The organism is Microcoleus sp. MON1_C1 (assembly GCF_036701945.1).
Lineage (GTDB): Bacteria > Cyanobacteriota > Cyanobacteriia > Cyanobacteriales > Microcoleaceae > Microcoleus.
The window spans coordinates 1-19,439 of record NZ_JAUBRO010000013.1 but is presented as its reverse complement, the minus strand read 5'-3'; the positions used below and the strand labels follow the sequence as shown (position 1 = coordinate 19,439).

The following is a 19,439-nucleotide window of genomic DNA, read 5'->3' as shown; positions in this document are numbered from 1 at the left end:
GAGCCCGCAGATTTATTTGTAGAGTTGAGTTGTTCGCTGCAAGTTTTCCGCCTCACCCGAAACCTAGTGGCCCAAACTTATCATAGTCTTACCAATATTGCAACTCAACTCTATTTTAATTTACAACCTTTGGCAGGGGAATAGCAAGAGGCAAGTCAAAATAGCGCGGAGTAATCAGAATTTGCATTGCTGATAGCCTTTGAAACTTTAGATTTTAAATAGCCGTTTAAAGCTTGTCTAAAGTGGCATTATTTTTTCAAAATGGTATTACTACTAAGTTACGAGAATTACCGTTGGTTTACAAGATACGCTCTGAGATTGTGTTCGGTTAATAGCCCGCAATTAGCGCCTATTTATATTGAGCAATGCAAGTCATCTCTCGATAGAGGAACCAAGACTTGCATTCCTTGCTACAAATTTAATTACAAACTTAATTATGGTTGTCTAACCGGACACCATTTAACTCAGTTGAGTCGCTCAATTTTTCTGCGGTTTGGGCAGCACCACTGTAAACACGCTGCCTTGACCGACATTGCTGCTAATAGCAATCTCACCGTTAAAAGGTTTTAAAAGTTCAATACAAGTATAAAGTCCTAGGCCAGTTCCTGTCGGTTCCCCTTCGGTTTTTTCCTCGCCTTTAGGCGGCTTGGATGTGTAAAAAGGGTCAAAAAGTTTTGGCAAATCTTCAGATGATATGCCGCATCCCGTATCTGCAATATCCATGTATATGTTCGACTCGTCTTGCCGAGTCACGATAGTTATTTCTCTGCTTTTCTTTTCCCACATAGCATCCATTGCATTATTGATTAAATTATAAAATACTTGAGAAAGATAGGAATAAATTAAGGGAATACTGGCAATTTCTTCGTCATAAAAGTATTTTTTCCTAATCTTATTTTTAAAATACAGGTTGCCTTCCAATAGCTGAATTTCTCGCTGCACTAAATCGTTGATATTCACAGGGTGCAAATCTTGCTTTTGCTCGTTTCGGCTTTTCATCATCAGAGTATCCATGATCTGATTGATTTTTGTGACAGCTTGAAATATATACTTAGTATAATTAAACAGAGAGTCTTCTTGAATTTGTGTGGCTTTTGTTTCAATCAAATCGACGCTAGTCTGGATCACTTGCAGGGGACTTTTGAGGTTGTGAACCATTCCCTGGGTCAAACGTCCGATGATGGCTGTTTTTTCCTGGTTTATTAATTGCTTGGTTTTTTGTTCAACAAGTCTTTCCAGGTTTTGGTTGAGGTGGGCAAGTTCGAGGTTTTTTTCTTCGAGTTTTTTCTGCAAGCTGCGGATTGTCAAGTGGGTTTGAATCCGGCTCAAAACTTCTTCGTGCTGGAAAGGCTTAGTGATGTAGTCAACTGCTCCTGTCTGAAAGCCTTTTACTTTATCAGGCGTATCGGAAAGGGCGCTCATGAATATGATGGGAATATCTTGCGTTGACGAGTCTCCTTTCAAACGTCGGCAAGTTTCAAAACCGTCAATTCCTGGCATCATGATATCCAAAAGAATCAAGTCTGGATGGATGTAGTCAATTTGCTCGATCGCACTTTCGCCGTCTAGAGCCACTAATACTTTAAACCCGTAATTCCTTAACAACTCGAAAAGTACGTCCAGATTTGTTTGGTTATCATCGACAATTAGTATGATGCTTCTTTCGGAATTCTTATCGTTCATATTCAAGGGAAACATTCAATTTTTTTACTTTTTAGTTGTGGGTTGTGAGTTTAAATCGGATTCAAGTGATTTTCTGCAGCTCTAGAAATCCGGTTGCTTCCTAGATGCTTTTATTTCCAATCACTTTTTGAGGAGCCCGCTGCGAGTCAGGGCCGCCCAAGCAAATTAAGTTGTCGCTTCGCGGGAGGGCAGAGCCCCTGATTGAGAATGGTACTCAGCGCGCGAGATTTAACTGATTTTGACTTATCTGTTAGCTACCGTCAATTTTAGGACAAATGTTGCTTCAAAAAATCTCGAATTTGCTTGAGCTGAAATCCTTTAGCAAGTTGGCGCAGGTGATGAACGAAAGGCACTAATGTCGCGTCAGAATGTTCGAGTTTAGCAGTTTCTTCCAGAATAGCTTCAATATCGCCCATTGCAGCCAATCTTAACAACGCCAAGACTGACTCTGAGGCAGGAGACACCATCGTTGAGTCAGCAGCAGCAATCTCAGAACAGGCTTTTGCAGTTTGATCGATCCGCTTTTTGCTTTGTGCTCTTTCTTCGTAAACCCATTCTAGTCTCAAATGCAGGCGCAATAATTCTAAAAGCTCGTTAGTTTGAATCGGCTTGGTGAGAAAATTATCGCAACCTGCAAGTATACTCTCTTGCTTGGTAGTCTCGTAAACGTTAGCGGACAAAGCAAGGATAACCGTATCTTTTAATTCCGGCAACTGTCGCAGCCGCCTGGTAGCTTCCCAACCGTTCATTACGGGCATCAGCAAATCCATTAAAATTATATCCGGTAGAAATTCCTGTGCTTTGTGCAAGCAGTCTTCGCCGTCTGTAGCTTCTGCAATTTCAAAGCCTAAATGAAAAAGCAGCCTGTGCAACATGGCGCGATTTACTTCGTGATCGTCCACTATTAGCACTTTCCGCTGGGCGCCGATAAAACCTACAAGCTGCCTTTTTTCTTGCCGGCAGGGGACTTCCGAACACTGGGCGACTGCTGGCAAGTCTAGATCCAACCAAAATATGCTGCCTTTGCCGGAGGTACTTTGGACGCGAATTTGGCTGCCCATCATTTTGACTAATTTTTGGCTGATGGAAAGTCCCAGTCCCGTACCTTCGACGAAATTGTTATGATCGCCCACTTGATGAAAAGGCAAAAATATTTCTTCTAATTTATTCTGCCCGATGCCAATGCCGGTATCTTCGATTTGAAAGCGAATTTTAGGCGTAGGGGCACGATCGCCGGTATTGTCTGCTGCTATCACCTCGGGCGCTTCTTTTGTTCCCAGCGGCGGGAGCGACATTTGCTGCGCGTCTAAATTCGCGGTCAAATCGATCATCGTTTTAGTGGCAATTTCCGCTGTCAAATTACAAGTTTCGCACTTGGTTTGAGGATAATTATCGGGGAAATTTTCTGCATAACCGACTTTGAATGTAACGCTGCCGGTGTTCGTAAACTTAACGGCATTGCTGAGCAAATTAATCAAAACTTGACGCAACCTTTTTTCGTCTGCCAAAATGCCCTCTGGGAGCGCTGAAATCTGCTCGTAATTAAAGGCAATCCCTTTTTGAGCCGATCGCATCTGGAACAAATCAATAATACTTTTAACAAAACTGGAAAAATGCACGTTTGTCAGCGACAGCTCCATTTTACTAGCTTCGATTTTTGAGAGGTCTAAAACATCATTAATCAGCATCAGCAGGTGGTTGCCGCACTGGTGAATGTTGTTAAGACTTTCCTGCTGATCGGCGGTAAAGTTTTTCTCCACTTTGAGCAGTTGAATGTATCCCAAAATCCCGTTCAAAGGCGTCCGCAATTCGTGGCTCATATTGGCGAGAAAGTCGCTTTTAGCGCGGTTGGCGGATTCGGCGGCTTCTTTAGCTAATTGCAGGGCGGCTTCTGCAAGTTTGCGATCGGCAATTTCGGTTTGTGCTTGTTCAAATAGCGTCGATTGTTGAATGGCGATCGCCAACTGCACCCCCAATTGTTTTAGGCACTCTCCCTCGAATTGCTGCCAGGGACGCGGGCCCGTGCAGTGGTGGGCAATTAACAGCCCCCACAACTTTTCGCCTTGCAAAATCGGCACTACCAGATTCGCTCTCACATCGAGCCGAGTCAACAAAGCCAAGTGGCAGTCGGCCAGGCCGGCATTGCAAACATCTTCTGTGGCTCTAATTCTGCCGTCTAGGTAAAGAGGAACGTAGGCTGCCCCAAAACAGGGGTCATAAATTTCCGTTCCTACAATTGGTCGGACATTTTCGGCAACCGACTCGACAGCGATAAATCCGCTCCACTCCGGATTGAATTGGTAAATAATAGTACGGTCTACTTGCAAAAACTGCCGCACTTCTTCGACACTTTTGGTAAGAATTTCTTCAAGATTGAGAGAAGATCTAATGCGTTCTAGCATGGCTACTACCAAGTGTTCCCGCCTTAACTTTTGGCGCAAAATTACTTCTGATTCTTTGCGTTTTGTGATATCAGTAATTACTCCTATTAAGCCGATGTAATTACCATTACTATCTTGAATACTGTCGGCTCGCACGAGAGCAGTTACTGCTTCGTAGCTCTTAGTTCGCATGGCCACTTCGCCACACCACGAGCGACCTTGGCGAAGGCTTTTATAAATTTGTTTGTAATTTTTATGCCGGACGTAAAGCGCGGTCATATCGCCAATATCATTGAGTTCTTCCACCGTGTAGCCGTAGCGCTGAATGAAGGCTTGATTGTGGTAAATAGACCGCCCTTTCAAGTCGGCGATCACGATCGCATCGCTGGTACTTTCGACGGCTTGAGTGACCTGCAGTAAAGCTAATTCTGCTGCTTTGCGATGGCTGATATCCGTCATCGAACCCACCATCCGCAGAGGGTTTCCGGCTTCGTCCCACACTGCTTGAGCGCGGGCGAGCACCCACTTATAGCTGCCGTCTTTGCACTGCAAGCGGTATTCGGCGGCGTAATTGGGGGTTTGGCGATCGAGATAATCTTGGATTGCTGCTTGCACTCGCGAGCGATCGTCTGGATGGATGCGATCGATCCATGCGCGGTTGCAACTGTCTATTTCGCCCTCTGCGTAACCGATAATTTCGTGCCAGCGGGCCGAGCGAAAAGCTTCATTTGTTTGAAGATTCAGATCCCAAATTCCGTCTTGATTGCCTTTGAGAACTAACTGCCAGCGTTCTTCACTTTTACGCAATTCTTCTTCGGCTTGTTTGCGCTGAATATGATCGCCCAACTGAGTCGCTACAGCCTTAACCAACTCTACAATACGCGGTTCCATAATCGAGCGGTCGCGCTTGCAGAATACTAAAACTGCCAGCACCTTGGAGCTAGCGTGAATTGGCACTCCAAAACAAGCTTTCAATCCGACTGATGCCGCCATCTGCGATCGGGTAAAAAGATGATTTTTAGCTAGAGAAATATCTTCAATCCATTCTACATTTCTGGTTGACCAAATCCGTCCCGGTACTGCCACTCCGGCGGCGAATCTAATTTTTCTACTTTCGCGGCCGAACTTATCTAAATCGCGATCGCTAGCGTACCAAGTTTCGCTGTGTTCCAAAAAAGTACCATTAGCAGTCGGTATCCAAGCTTCCGCAAAATTCCAGCCGATCGCATTGCACAGCAACCGCAGGATATCTGGGAGGGCGCTGTGAAAATCGGCCGACTGACTAATGGCTTGAGTTGCTGCCAGCAACAGCTTTATTTCATCTTCTGCTTGCTTGCTTTCTGTAATATCAGTTCCCGTGCCGAGAATTTGTTTTAACTTACCATCTGCTGTTTTTGCAAATACAGTATCTCGGCTGACAATCCAGCGCCAAAAACCATCCTTGTGCCTAATTCTGTATTCAATTTCAAAGATATCCCCTTCCGCACCAGTTTCGACTTGCTGTAAATAATCAGGTATTTTGATTGCATCTTCCGGGTGCATTAAAGTTGACATCATCCACGGCCCGATTGCCTGAATCTCCTCTACTGTATAGCCGAGAATGCGGTATATAGAAGCGTTCGCATAGATATTTTTTTGTTCTATTAAGTCATAAACATACAACATATTAGGACTTGCCCCAGCAATTTGTTGAGCGAACCGCTGGCTTTCCCGCAGTGCTGCTTCTGTTTTTTTTCTTTGGGAAATATCGCGAACAATGCAAATGATTTCCCCGCCGGGCAGCATTGTCAGCGAGACATCTATAGGGACTTCCGAGCGGTCGCGACGGCATCCTACTGCTTCGGTGCTGTAAGAACCTTTCTGCACTAAAGTCGGCAGGACTTCTTGCTCGAACCTTTGCAGCTCTGCACCTTGGTAGAATGTTGTCCAACTTTTACCTAAGATTTCTTCGAGAGAGTCGTAACCGTAGATTTTTACTCGGGCTGCGTTGCAATAAATCACCTCTTTGTCGGCACTGAATATGGCGATACCTTCGGAAGCTTGGGCCATGGCTGCTGCTTGCCTCTGGAGGACTGACTCAGAGCGTTTGCGTTGAGTGATATCGCGGACGATCGCGATAATTTCGTCCTCCGTGCAGAAGACAATTCTCGCTTCAAAATCGTACAGTTCACCATTAACTGGCATTTGATATTCTACGAATTGAATCTCGCCATTGTCGATCGCTTGTTGATTGCCGGACAAGATTTTTTCAGCAAAAGCAGTCGGCAATATGTCTTGTGCTTTTTTGCCAATTAGTGATTTTTGTGGTAGGATATTCTCGAAATCTTTGGCAGGTTTGAAGTCTACAAAAGTGCCGTCTGCCCGACAGCGAAATATCATGTCTGGTATCGCATTTAAAAGAGCGCGGTTGGTGGCTTCGCTCTTACGCAATTCAGCTTCAGCTTGCTTGCTAAATGTAACGTCGCGAGCCACTGCATAAATCAAACCTTCTTCTGCAAACGGCGATGCTGTCCACGACAGCCATTTATAAGTACCATCTTGGCAAAGATAGCGGTTTTCTAAGCTAATAACAGGGTGGCTTTTTTTAAGTTTTTCTAATTCCGCTACAGTAAATTCTAGGTCTCCTGGATGGACGAATTCTATCAAAGGTTTGGCTAAGATTTCATTACTGCTATAACCTAATAAATTCGACCAAGCGGGGTTGATGCGTTTGAAATAGCCATCAAAACCTGCAATGCAAAGTAAATCCAGGGAGAGATTAAAAAATCGATCGCGGTCTTGCTGGGTTTGTTTTAATTCCGTAACATCCATCACCAAACCGTCCCAAACTATATCGCCGTTGGCTTGCTTTTCTGGCTTGGACGCGCCTTGCAGCCATTTCACTCGATCTCCCATAACTTGCCGCCATTGGTGTTGCCAAGCTTGCTGAGTCGCCGCTGAAGCTGCTATCGAGCGCTGCAAGTCTGAGATGTCGTCTGGGTGAACTGTTGCAAAAGCCAAAGTAGCATTTTCTTCTATTTCTTCTGGTTTTAAATTATAGAGCTGCCAACTGCCCGAAGAAACGTAAGTAAAAGATGTTTTACCATCTACATAAAGCCGATATCGATAAATCATTCCCGGCACGTTGTCGGTCATTATTTGAAATCGAGCTTCGCTTTCCTGCAACGCAATTTGTTGGCGTTTGTATTCGGTAACATCTCGCATTGTTCCGACCAACATTTTACGACCGTCGGCGTTGTTAAAAACTGTTTTTTTGGTAGATATAATGCGTTCTTTTCCGCCGCCATCGGTAAAATTTTCTTCCGTTTCCTGAGAAATACATCTTTGCAATACTTGCTCGTCTTGTTGCCAAAAAAAAGCCGCTTGATCTGGGGGGAAAAAATCGTATCCTGACTTGCCAATCAGTTCCGATCGCCTTTTCCCTATCAAATTGCAAAAAGCATCGTTTAATACGATCCATCTGTGCTGCTCATCTTTGACAAAAATCGGGTCAGGAGTAGAATTAATCGTGTGATTTAAAAACTCTTCTGATGCTTTTAATTGAGCTTCGTAACGGTAGCGATCGCTCACATCCAAGACTACTTTAATCAGGTGGTCGATCGAGCCGTCGAGGGCGCGAATACAGCGCATGGAAACTCTAGTATAAACTGTTTTTCCGTCTTTTTTCCGCCACCTTTGGTCTAAAACATAGCCTTCACTCTCCCCTGCAAAAATTTTATTTAATTGCTCTAAGGTAGGCTGCACATCTTCAGGAAAAACCCACCTATCCCAATTCTCGTGCAAAAAATCTTGGCGATCGTATCCCAGCAAATTGCAAAAAGCATCGTTCACTTCCAACCACTCGCATTTTTCTGGGGCTGAGGGGGAAATAGGAGGAGCCAGAATGGCAATTCCGACGAGAGAATTCTCGACTACCGAGCGATATTTTTCTTCGCTTTTTCGCAAAGCTTCTTGGTTGTGCTGTCGCTCGACTGCGTAGCGAAGCGATCTAATTAACACTTCGCTGTCGATTTTTCGCTTGACTAAATAATCTTGAGCTCCCGCTTGGATTGACTGCACGGCAAGCTCTTCATCGTTGCGGGCAGTCAGTACGACAATCGGAGTATTTAGGCTATATTCTTGTATTTTGACAATTGTATTTAAGTCTTGGCTGTCGGGCAGCGAAAGATCTAGTAAAATCACATCAAAATGTTCGCTGACCAAAAGTTTCTGCGCTTTGCTGAGACGGTCTGTACAACTTACTGATAGCCTTTGGGGTTGGGCTCTACTGAGATTTGTTTCTAATAATAATTCTTCGATCAGATCGGCTTCTGCTTGATTGTCTTCGACCAGAAGAACTTTAAAGCCGTTTCGCTTTGCGGGGGGGCTCAAAACTGATATCATATACCTTGTTCTTTGTCATAAAGCAGTCGAGAAAACAATTATAGCATATAAATAGTTCCCTCGCTCCAAATCTCGCGGCTCCAAGTTAAAAACTCTGCGGTTCAATAATTACAATCCACTCTATGCGACTGTTTTTTTGCTCTAAGTAGATCCACGCAATCAGAGGCCAAAATTTTACGGTTTTTAGGATCTCGGTTTCAGGAAAAAACTAAGCTGCTGGGTGTTGTGTTTTTTTGGGCTAGCACCCCGGTCAGTCGATTTTAGGTTTTAAATTTTAGATTAAGTCCACAGATGAATCGGGGAAGTTGAACTAGAATCTAAAATTTTGGGTGACTCACGGCTCCTGTCGGAAAGTAAGTATCTGTTTTTGGGCGGAGTCAGCCGATCGCGCGATCGAACTCCATCCTTTGTTGTCTGTCAATTCCGCTAGCAACACCATCCGAGCGATATCCCCGCACCAATGAGCGCTCAACGCCAAAAAAGCGGTGGGAACTATCTTCGCTATTCATATTTTTACCAGTTCTTTTATGATACCTTAGATAAACTCATTACTGCGATTTCTTTACTTTTTGCAATCAAATAAAAAATCTCCACAGGCCTTGCTATTTAGCAAAAAAGTGATAATCTTGAAATAGAGGCAATCGAATACTCGGTTGATACAGCCTAGGAAAAAATCAGAGAATTTTGGTAACAAAATTACAATTAAAAATAAGCTGTCTTTTGTTTTCTGTCCTTGAACAGAAATGAGATGAAGTTGAGAGGTAAAAAGCAATGCTCGACAATTTAGCAATTGAACAAAGAGTCGGTTTAATTCCCAAAGAAAAAGCCTTAGTATTGTTGTTTGATGAAGTCGGCATCGCCGACATCCCATTAGTAGGCGGAAAAAATGCTTCTTTAGGCGAAATGATTCAACAGTTAACCGCCCAAGGAGTCAGAGTTCCCAGCGGATTTGCAACTACAGCACACGCTTATCGGTACTTCATCCAGTCTGCGGGTTTAGAAGCTAAATTGCGCGAAATTTTTGCCGATTTAGACGTAGAAGATCTGCAGAACCTGCGACAAAAAGGCAAGCAAGCGCGGGCACTGATTCTGGACACACCATTTCCGCGAGAACTACAAGCGGCGATCGCAGATGCTTACGAAAAATTGTGCGATCGCTACGGCGACAGTACAGACGTAGCAGTGCGTTCCTCCGCCACCGCCGAAGACTTACCAGACGCCAGTTTCGCCGGACAGCAAGAAACCTACCTCAACGTCCAAGCTTGCGCTGGCGTCCTCGAATGCTGTCACAAATGTTTTGCTTCCATATTCACCGATCGCGCGATTTCCTACCGCCAACAGCGAGGTTTCGATCACTTTGAAGTCGCCCTATCAGTCGGCGTCCAAAAAATGGTGCGATCGGACTTAGCATCCTCCGGCGTCATGTTCAGCATCGACACCGAAACCGGATTCAAAAACGCCGTATTAGTCACCGCCGCCTACGGATTAGGCGAAAACGTCGTCCAAGGCACCGTCAACCCCGACGAATACTTCGTGTTTAAACCAACATTAAAACAAGGTTTTCTCCCGATTTTAGACAAACGACTCGGCAGCAAAACACTCAAAATGGTGTACGATATCGGCGGTTCTAAATACACCAAAAACGTCTCCGTCATAGCAGCCGAAAAAAATAAATTTGCTATACAAGATGATGAAATTCTGCAACTAGCAAAATGGGCAGTATTGATCGAAGAACACTACTCTAAAGTGCGCGGAACTTATACCCCGATGGACATTGAGTGGGCAAAAGACGGCAATACGGGCGAATTGTTTATCGTCCAAGCCCGACCCGAAACAGTACAATCTCAAAAGTCGGCTAAAATTTTGCGAAACTACAAATTGCAAGGCACCAGTGCAGTTTTAGCAAAAGGACGCGCCGTTGGGGAATCAATCGGACAAGGCAAAGCCCGCGTAATTTTAGATGTTCACAAAATCGCTGAATTTCAATCAGGAGAAGTTTTAGTTACCAACAAAACAGACCCGGATTGGGAACCGATTATGAAAAAAGCAAGTGCGATCGTCACCAATTCCGGCGGCCGCACTTGTCACGCCGCCATCATCGCCAGAGAAATGGGAATTCCCGCCATTGTCGGCACCGGCGACTCCACCCAAATCTTGAAAAACGGGCAAGAAATCACGATTTCTTGTTCAGAAGGAGACGAAGGCAAAGTTTATGCCGGTTTGCTTCCTTTTGAAATTCAAGAAACTGCGATCGAGAATTTACCCCGCACCCGCACTCAAATTTTAATGAATGTCGGGAACCCAGAAGAAGCCTTTGGTTTATCAGCAATTCCTTGCGACGGCGTAGGCTTGGCGCGACTGGAATTCATCATTGCCAATCACATTAAAGCACACCCGCTGGCACTAATTCACTTTGACGAATTGGTAGATGAATCAGTCAAAGAAGAGATTGCAGAACTGACAGCACTTTACCCACACAAACCCGATTTCTTCACCGACAAACTCGCCCACGGAATTGCCACAATTGCCGCCGCATTTTATCCAAATCCAGTTATCGTGCGGATGAGCGATTTCAAGAGCAACGAATATGCTAACCTTTTGGGAGGGCGGCAGTTTGAACCCAAGGAAGAAAACCCGATGATCGGGTGGCGCGGCGCCTCTCGCTATTACGACCCAAATTACCGCGAAGCTTACGCTTTGGAATGCAAAGCATTAAAGCGAGTTCGCGACGAAATGGGCTTGACAAATGTGATTCCGATGATTCCATTTTGTCGCACCCCGGATGAAGGGCGAAAAGTGTTGGCAGAGATGGCAAAAAACGGTTTAGTCAAGGGCGAGAACGGCTTGCAAGTGTATGTGATGTGCGAATTGCCGAGCAATGTGATATTTGCTGACGAATTCGCCCAAGTTTTTGACGGATTCTCGATCGGCTCTAACGATTTAACTCAGCTAACATTAGGATTAGACCGGGATTCTGCTTTAGTCGCGCACATTTTTGACGAACGGAATGAAGCTGTCAAGCGAATGGTAGAAATTGCTATTAAAGCCGCTAAGAAGTACAATCGCAAGATTGGGATTTGCGGTCAAGCGCCCAGCGATTATCCTGAGTTTGCTCGTTTCTTAGTTGAGTTGGGAATTGATTCGATTAGTTTGAATCCCGATTCGGTTTTGAAGACTTTGTTAGATGTTGCTAAGGTGGAAAGTGCGGGTTCGTTGATGGATTTAGCGGGGGATGTTGCTAAGGTTTAACCGTTTTGGTTTTTGAGAGCAACCGGGTTTCTCAAACAATAGCTGCCCCATGTTCTGACTTGGTTGTTTTTGAACTCGACCCGGTTTCTCATATCTAGTCCTGTAAAATAACCGATTTTGCGTTTGTAGTGATGAATCCAAGTCCTCTGATTTTTATCAGGACTTGCAGTCGTCACTACAAACCTATTCGATTGCGGGTAATTGACTGAACATAATATCACACCCTACCTGGGCTTCTGGCTTTGTTGGGCCCTGGCGATGCGCTTTACGAAGAAAGCGGCTCCAACAGCTCGCGCCCTCCTCACCAGCCAGCAAACGGTTAACGGTTTAATAGTTTGACACTTGGCTCGGAACTTTTATGATTTAAAACCGTCTTTTCGGGGATGATTTTCTGTTGCCGATCGCCTAAATTAAAACAAATATTCTCCACATAAGCTCTGAAAAAGTGCTAACTGCTCTCCTGATTATTTTCATAGGTTTAGCTCCCTCGCTGCTGTCTTTGTGGGTGATGCGCTCTGCCCAGGGACAAGCCCGCGACAGAATTGCAGCGGCCAGACTTGCGGTAGCCAATAGATCCCTGCGAACTCAACTACCAACTGCCGATCGCACCTACATACAAGGTCTCGGTTATCCGATCGGCGATATCACTTGCGAGTATAACGCCCGCTCTAATTACATTCGCTGCGCTGTCAATCCTTCAGGGCCCTGTCAAGATTGTCGGTACTACCAAGCCAGAACTCTTGACGTTCGCGGTGAAAAGATATAGCTTATATTGATGCTTGTATCTATGCCTATTTGGGGATGTAATAATCAATGAGTTAATATATACTTACGTGTAATGATTCTTGTTGGAGCTTGTTTTGGACGACCCACGCCAAAACTCAGCAATTAAAACCTAATCGAGCATTATTGCTTGGTTACAGTTGCCATAACTGGCGGAGTGCGATCGGTGTTTTTCTAGTTGAGGATTTACGATCAGAAACCAAGTTTAGATGATAAATTTTGGTTGGGCGGCGAGAAACCTAGGAATAAATTGGGTTTCTAGTCTTCTGGGCGTAACTCCTGCAGTTAAGAAAATTAGCCAACAAAAATCGTAAGTAGCTGAGGGGCAAATCTCCAAATCAGTTTCTCCAAAACATCATAAAAAATTCTGCACGAAACATTGTCCCGAGCATTTATCTTAAACAGAAACCAGCTCGAAGACTCTAAGTTGGCAACTTGAGAAGTTGCTTGTGGGCGGCACTAATCTGTTTTTGCGATCGTAGCGAAACAGTCTCAAACCTAGATTGCTATCTCCAGACTCCAAGTCATGAATTTTTAAGACGCTTCGTCGATACAGGGTATGCCAATTTCAATTGAATCTCATATGTTGCACCATTTTCAAGAATAGGCTTTCCGCCCTGTTTCACAACAAGTGAATTTTCTTATGGGTTGGGCAGGAGAACCCCCCATAGAAGGCTTATTGAGAATGGTACAAGATTTCAGTTGAATAACACTTCGGGCACGGCCGCCATAATTATGTCACGGCTATAACTCCCTAATAAATGTCTGGTTGCTATTGTGAACAGGGCTTGCACACCAAAACCAAAGAAACCTAGTTGTTTACCGGGAGCGAGGGCTGCAAAGAAGTCTTTTCGTCCCTCAAACCAGGTTTATACATCTAGAAATAGTGAATTTTCTCTGCAGATTAAAGTGCATTAGACGATGTACAGAAAACCTCATTAAGTAATTTTTTGAGAACTCGTGTTATTATCTACTGCGCTATGTAAGAGATAAGCGTGTAACAGATACACTCGCTAACAGAAAAGAAAAAAGCCGAAGGCAAAATATCACCCGATAGAGAGATTATGGGGATTTAACCCCCAAATCCTCAGCGCTTCTGCAGGCGATATTGGCAATGCTATCAAATATCAATATAGCACTGCTTTGTGCTGAGTAAAATTCGCTTTTTGCTCTTGTTCCAAGTCAAGCAGCAGAGCCTCTTACTCTGCAATTAAACCTTTTCAATAGGTGATAATGATCATCGGGAAATGGGTACATCATCTACAATCCGTGAGCCAATTTGACCATGCAAAGCATCTGCAACAAACCAATTTTTATCGCCCCCAAAATATGTGACTCCACCGCAAGGATTGCGGGCGCTAACTCCCAATCAACAGCAACTTATCATCAGAAAAAACCAATAAAACAAGTAAAAACAGAGGAGTGTTTCCTGTCCCAGAAACTTCGTGGCGACATCAGAATTGGGCATCCCCACAGAGAATTTTTGCGAGCAACCGTAGGGGCAAACCCCCCGTGGTTGCCCCCTCGGACTCTAAAAAATGTACTGTTCCTCGATGCCAGAGTAGAGAACGGCGACAGCTTGGCAAGAGGAGCAACAGCCGATACAGAGGTATTTGTACTGGACTCGACGCGGGATGGAGTCGAGCAAATTACTAGAATTTTGACCCATTACAGCGATTTAGACAGCCTTCAGATAGTTTCTCACGGTCGAGAAGCGGGGGTGCAGCTAGGGTCGATCGAACTCTGCAACGAGAACTTAGAAACCTACAGCCATTTGTTACAGCAGTGGGGAAAAGCCCTCAGCGAGAGAGGAGATATCTTGTTATTCGGGTGCAGCGTCGCAGCGGGGGAAAGCGGCGAGGCCTTCGTGCGGCGGCTGAGCTTGATGGTCGGTGCAGATATTGCAGCTTCCGACAACTTGACGGGGAGTGCGGCACTCGGCGGCGACTGGCAATTAAAATTTGCGACCGGGGAAATAAAAGCGAGAATCGCCATTGAAAAAGAAGTGCTCGAAGCCTACCCTTACGCCCTCGGCACATTAGTTAACGAAACTTTCAAAAACTCCACAGTTAGGGGGCCTTGGATTTACGGGGGAAACAACGGGGCACTGTTCAATCCCACCAGCGGGGTTCCAGCAGCCAATCAACGTATCCCCGGCATTACCGGAGGCACAGTATCCGGCGTACTTCCGGCTTTGGGCGGTTCGACTCCCGGGGATGGCGCTCTGCAATTAACTCCAGCAGCAGGTGATAGGGAAGCCTTTGTCATCTACAACAACCCCATTCCTTCAACCGACGGTCTCAGAGTCCAGTTTGATTTTTATTCTTACAATTCAAACCAGCAATATAGGGCTGAGGGCCCCTTTATTAGCCCTCAGCCAGGGGATGGTCTGGGTTTCTTCTTGATTGACGGCACTGTTAGCCCAACAAGGACTGGGGGTTATGGTGGTTCTCTGGCCTACGCTCCACGAACGGGTATACCCGGTATTAAGGGAGGTTATTTAGGCATTGGACTTGACGAGTTTGGCAATTTTTCCACATCCACAGAAGGGCGCTCCGGCCCGCAGCCACCTCCGATTCCCGGCTCCTCTATTGGTTCTTTCAGACCTGATTCAGTAACGGTTAGAGGCAAGGAAGCAGATGGTTATAAGTTTTTAACAAATGCGATCGTTCCCTTCGGCATCGATAACATTCCTACGAGCATTGACTTTAGTGGCCCTGAACCCGGCAGCAGTTTTAACTTCAGCAATACGTTCACGAGCGATCGCAATTTAGCCAAAAGATCCGTTCAAATTACGCTGAATCCATCTAACGATCCGGTGAATCCCTCTCGCCTCACCGTTGCCTTCGATGAAAATTTCGACGACATCTACGAAACTACATTGATCGACATCCCCAACTTGGCCACCGAAAACGGCCCAGTACCGCCACTTTTCAAATTTGGTTTTGGCAGTTCCACCGGAGGCGCCAACAACATTCACGAACTTCAAAACGTGGTAGTTGAAACTATCAATCCTCCCAGTATCGCCGCAGAGGTTGCCACTATTAAGACCGGTCCGCAGTTCGTCAAGTCCCAAGGCAGCATTACCTACACGATTACTACAGTAAACAAGGGGCCAGCGCCTGCTACAAATGTTCTGATTCAAGACGAAATACCTGTAGAACTGCTGCGTCCGGGCGGATTGCCCCCGGTTCTCAGTGCCTCCAACAACGGCACTTACGTGAACCAAACGAAGGCTGTCACCTGGCCGTTAATTCCGGTTCTCAATGCCGGCGAGACTGTGACTTACACCCTGACAATTGATTTGCCGCCCGGTTTAACCAGCGGTAGGAGTTTTGCCAACGTTGCATTCAGCACTAGCTCGACTTTCGACCCCGACCTTAGCAACAACAGCGGTGTGCTTGCGCCAGGGCAAATCGAGGCGCCTGGTGTAGTCTTTACCACAGTTGTCGATACAGTCGCGGATTTAGTTACTACCAAAAGTGGCCCTGTGACTACTTCGGCCGGGTCAAGCGTCGCCTACACATTGACTACCACTAACATAGGGCCAGACCCCGCTGCCGATGTGACCATCACTGACAGCATTATTCCGGGTTTAACAGGAGTCAGCGTATCGGACGGCGGCAGTTACGACCCAGTTTCGGGCATTGTCACCTTCCCAGCACTGACAGCGCTGGCAAATGCGGCTACTGCGACCCGCACCATCAGTTTCATTGCCCCAGCCACCCGTACCGACATCAGCAACACCGCCCGGAGTAGCGCGGCGACTTTCGATCCGATCCTCACTAACAACAACGGCTCGGCAACCAACAAAGACGGCACTCCCACTAACTCTACGGTTACGACAAGTATTGCGCCCAACGCGGATCTGGCAACCACCAAAACCGGCTCTACGGATGCTCGCGCCGGTAGCTCAGTCAGCTATACGATCGCCACAGTCAACTTAGGGCCGAGTCCTGCAGAAACTGTAACCATCACTGACAGCATAGTTCCCGGGTTAACCGGAGTCACGGCATCTAACGGCGGCGTTTACGATCCAGCGACAGGCATTGTCACCTTCGCGCCCGTGGCGATCGCCAACGCGGAGACAGTCACCCGGACGATCGGCTTCAAAGTACCGCCCACCCTAACTTCCATCAGCAACACGGCAAGAAGTACCTCCATCACTCCCGACTCCACTCCGGCCAACAACAACGGTACAAACCCCAACGCCACCGTCACTACCTCGATCGATGCTGTGGCCGATGTTGTCACCCAAAAAACGGCTCCGACCAGCATCAAGGTGGGCGACACGCTCCTTTATACAATTACTACTACCAACAACGGGCCGAGTCCCGCGACCAACGTAGTCATCACCGACAGCCTGATTCCCGGCTTAACGGGAGTCACCGTATTCGACGGCGGAACCTACAATTCTGCCACAGGGACGATCGAGTTCCCAGCGATCGCGACTTTAGCCAGCGGCAGCAGTGTCACCCGCCGCCTAATTTTTGTACCCCCGCCTACCCTGACGAGCATCACCAACATTGTATTGAGCCGGTCGGACACTCCAGACCCTGACTTAACGAACAACAACGGTTCGACACTCGCAGTGCCCGGTGAGGCGGGGGGCCGAGTCACCACCTCGATCGATCCTGTGGCCGACCTGGTTACGTCCAAAAGCGGTCTCACATCTGCTCCTGCTGGTAGTTCCGTAACTTATACTATAACTACCGCCAACAATGGGCCGAATGCTGCTGAAAACGTAGTGATTACAGACAGCATCATTCCCGGTTTAACGGGAGTCAGCGCATCCGATAACGGCACTTACGACCCCCTGACAGGGGTTGTCACCTTCCCAACAATTCCCAGTTTGACTAGCGGCAGCAACATCAACCGCGAGGTAACAGTAGTCGTTCCAGCGACGGGCAGCATTAGCAATACTTCCCAGAGTCGATCAACCACTTTTGACCCCGAACCCAGCAATAACAACGGTTCCGAGTCCAGAGCCACTGTCACCACCGCCATCAGCGCGCAGGCAACACCCAACAAACTTCCATCAGCCAACAGTAGCAACGCTGCGCTAGCGCCCAACAGCGTTGTCCAAATTAGCGGGCTCGGAGGCAGAGACTCAGACGGCACAGTGGTTACATTCACCATCAGCACCCTGCCGCCGGCAAATCAAGGCGTCCTGTTATTGGGCGACCCCGCAACGGGGGGAGTCGCCGTCACGGCTGGTCAAACCCTGACAGCCGAGCAAATGACGCAGTTATTCTTCCAGTCGGCCGGCAATTTTACAGGGGCAAACTTTAGCTACACCAGCAAGGACAATCTCGGTGGCAGCAGTCCTGCAGCCACAGTTTCTCTGGTGTCGCTGGCGTTCAACTACCCGCCGGTACCCACAAACTTCAGCAAGACCCTAGCGCCAAACAGCACGGTCAACCTCACAGGGCTGACGGCCAAAGACCCCGACGACTCGATCGAATTCTTCACCATCCACACCCTGCCACCCACTAATCAAGGCGTCCTGTTCTTGGGCGATCCCAGCCAGGGAATCAGGATCACGGCAGGCCAAAGACTGAGCACAACTCAAATCAGCCAGTTATTCTTCCAAGCAACCAGCGAATTCGCAGCCACCAACTTTACCTACAGCGCCACAGACCGCCGCGGCGCCATCAGTCCAGCCCCCGCTACAGCCTCCCTGCTAGCACTATTAGCGACGGGCGACCAGCCACCCGTCGCCAACAACTCAAGCGTCGCTTTGTTGCTGGAAACAACCGTGAACATCCCCGGACTCGGAGGAACCGACCCAGACGGGACGGTGGTTTCCTTTACCGTAAACACCTTGCCGCCAGCCAATGAAGGCACGCTGTTCTTGGGTGATCCCAGCCAGGGAGTGCGGGTCACGGCTGGTCAAACCCTAACAGCCGAGCAAATTACCGAGTTGTTCTTCCAGGCGTCCGGCAATTTCACAGGGGCAAACTTCACCTACAGCGCTACAGACAACCTCGGCGCCACCAGTGCGGCAGTCGCCACTGTCTCTCTCATTCCCCTTAAAGAATCGATACCGACACCCGCGCCGACGCCGACGCCGACACCCGCGCCAGAACCAACACCCGTCCCAGAACCGGAACCAACGCCGACACCCGCGCCGACGCCGACGCCGACACCCGCGCCAGAACCAACACCCGTCCCAGAACCGGAACCGATACCCGTCCCAGAACCAACACCAACACCCGCGCCGACGCCGACACCCGCCCCGATACCGACACCCGTCCCAGAACCGGAACCGACACCCGTCCCAGAACCAACACCCGCGCCGGAACCAATACCAACACCCGCGCCCGCGCCGGAACCAACTCCAACACCCGCGCCCGCGCCGGAACCAACTCCAACACCCGCGCCCGCGCCGGAACCAACACCCGCGCCGGAACCAACACCCGCGCCGGAACCAACACCAACACCCGCGCCGGAACCAACACCAACACCCGCGCCAACACCAGCGCCGGAACCAGCCCCAGAACCAACCCCTATCTTCAACCCAGTACCCGAACCGGATACCAGTTGTGGTTGCGACCCCTTGCCCCAGCCGCCGAACATCACATTTACCCCCCCCCAGCCTTCGCCCATACTCAACTTCGACTCCAACGCCGCACAACTCATCGACATCCAAAACACCCGCATCGGGACTGAAGGAAACGATTCCTTAACAGGAAACGAAACTAACCAACTGTTTCTCTCCAAAGGCGGCGACGACACAGTGTTAGGTGAAGGCGGCAGCGATATCCTTTATGCCGACCAACAGCGAGACTTCATCGCAGCAGGCCTGGGCGACGACATCGTTTACAGCGGCAAAGACAACGATGCCGTATTTGGCGGCAAACAAGACGATCGCGTTTTTGGCGATCGCAATGGAGACACATTGTACGGCGATCGCGGTGCCGACACCATAGTCGGCGACAACGGCAACAACATCGACTT

The 19,439-nt window shown here is 47.7% G+C and carries 6 protein-coding genes; 3 read left to right on the top strand and 3 right to left on the bottom strand.

Annotated features, from left to right (window positions below; genetic code table 11):
• Positions 1–477: 477 nt before the first annotated feature.
• The 3 genes from QUA62_RS09550 to QUA62_RS09540 form a co-directional block, all read right to left on the bottom strand.
• Positions 478–1,698: a hybrid sensor histidine kinase/response regulator gene (locus tag QUA62_RS09550; RefSeq protein ID WP_333281085.1), complete on the bottom strand. Its 1,221-nt coding sequence runs from the start codon at positions 1,696–1,698 to the stop codon at positions 478–480.
• A 251-nt stretch (positions 1,699–1,949) separates the two neighbouring features.
• Positions 1,950–8,447: a PAS domain S-box protein gene (locus QUA62_RS09545; RefSeq protein ID WP_333403580.1), complete on the bottom strand. Its 6,498-nt coding sequence runs from the start codon at positions 8,445–8,447 to the stop codon at positions 1,950–1,952.
• 377 nt (positions 8,448–8,824) lie between these two features.
• The gene (locus tag QUA62_RS09540) at positions 8,825–8,956 is read right to left on the bottom strand and encodes a hypothetical protein (RefSeq protein WP_333403579.1); all 132 of its coding nucleotides are present in this window, start codon (positions 8,954–8,956) and stop codon (positions 8,825–8,827) included.
• A 262-nt stretch (positions 8,957–9,218) separates the two neighbouring features.
• On the opposite strand from QUA62_RS09540, the gene ppsA reads away from it, so the two are divergent.
• The 3 genes from ppsA to QUA62_RS09525 form a co-directional block, all read left to right on the top strand.
• Positions 9,219–11,696: a phosphoenolpyruvate synthase gene (gene ppsA / locus QUA62_RS09535; protein ID WP_333403578.1), complete on the top strand. Its 2,478-nt coding sequence runs from the start codon at positions 9,219–9,221 to the stop codon at positions 11,694–11,696.
• Between the two features lie 445 nt (positions 11,697–12,141).
• Positions 12,142–12,462 (top strand): DUF6464 family protein, encoded by a 321-nt coding sequence (locus QUA62_RS09530; RefSeq protein ID WP_333403577.1) that lies wholly within the window; start codon positions 12,142–12,144, stop codon positions 12,460–12,462.
• Positions 12,463–13,962: 1,500 nt separating this feature from the next.
• Positions 13,963–19,439, top strand: a 5,477-nt coding sequence (locus QUA62_RS09525) for a DUF4347 domain-containing protein (RefSeq protein ID WP_333403576.1), incomplete at its 3' end; no start/stop codon positions are given.

Excerpts from the sequence above, each read along its gene's own strand:
- QUA62_RS09550 (WP_333281085.1), bottom strand. The coding sequence starts at position 1,698 with ATGTTTCCCTTGAATATGAACGATAAGAATTCCGAAAGAAGCATCATA.
- QUA62_RS09545 (WP_333403580.1), bottom strand. The coding sequence starts at position 8,447 with ATGATATCAGTTTTGAGCCCCCCCGCAAAGCGAAACGGCTTTAAAGTT.
- QUA62_RS09540 (WP_333403579.1), bottom strand. The coding sequence starts at position 8,956 with ATGAATAGCGAAGATAGTTCCCACCGCTTTTTTGGCGTTGAGCGCTCA.
- ppsA (WP_333403578.1), top strand. The coding sequence starts at position 9,219 with ATGCTCGACAATTTAGCAATTGAACAAAGAGTCGGTTTAATTCCCAAA.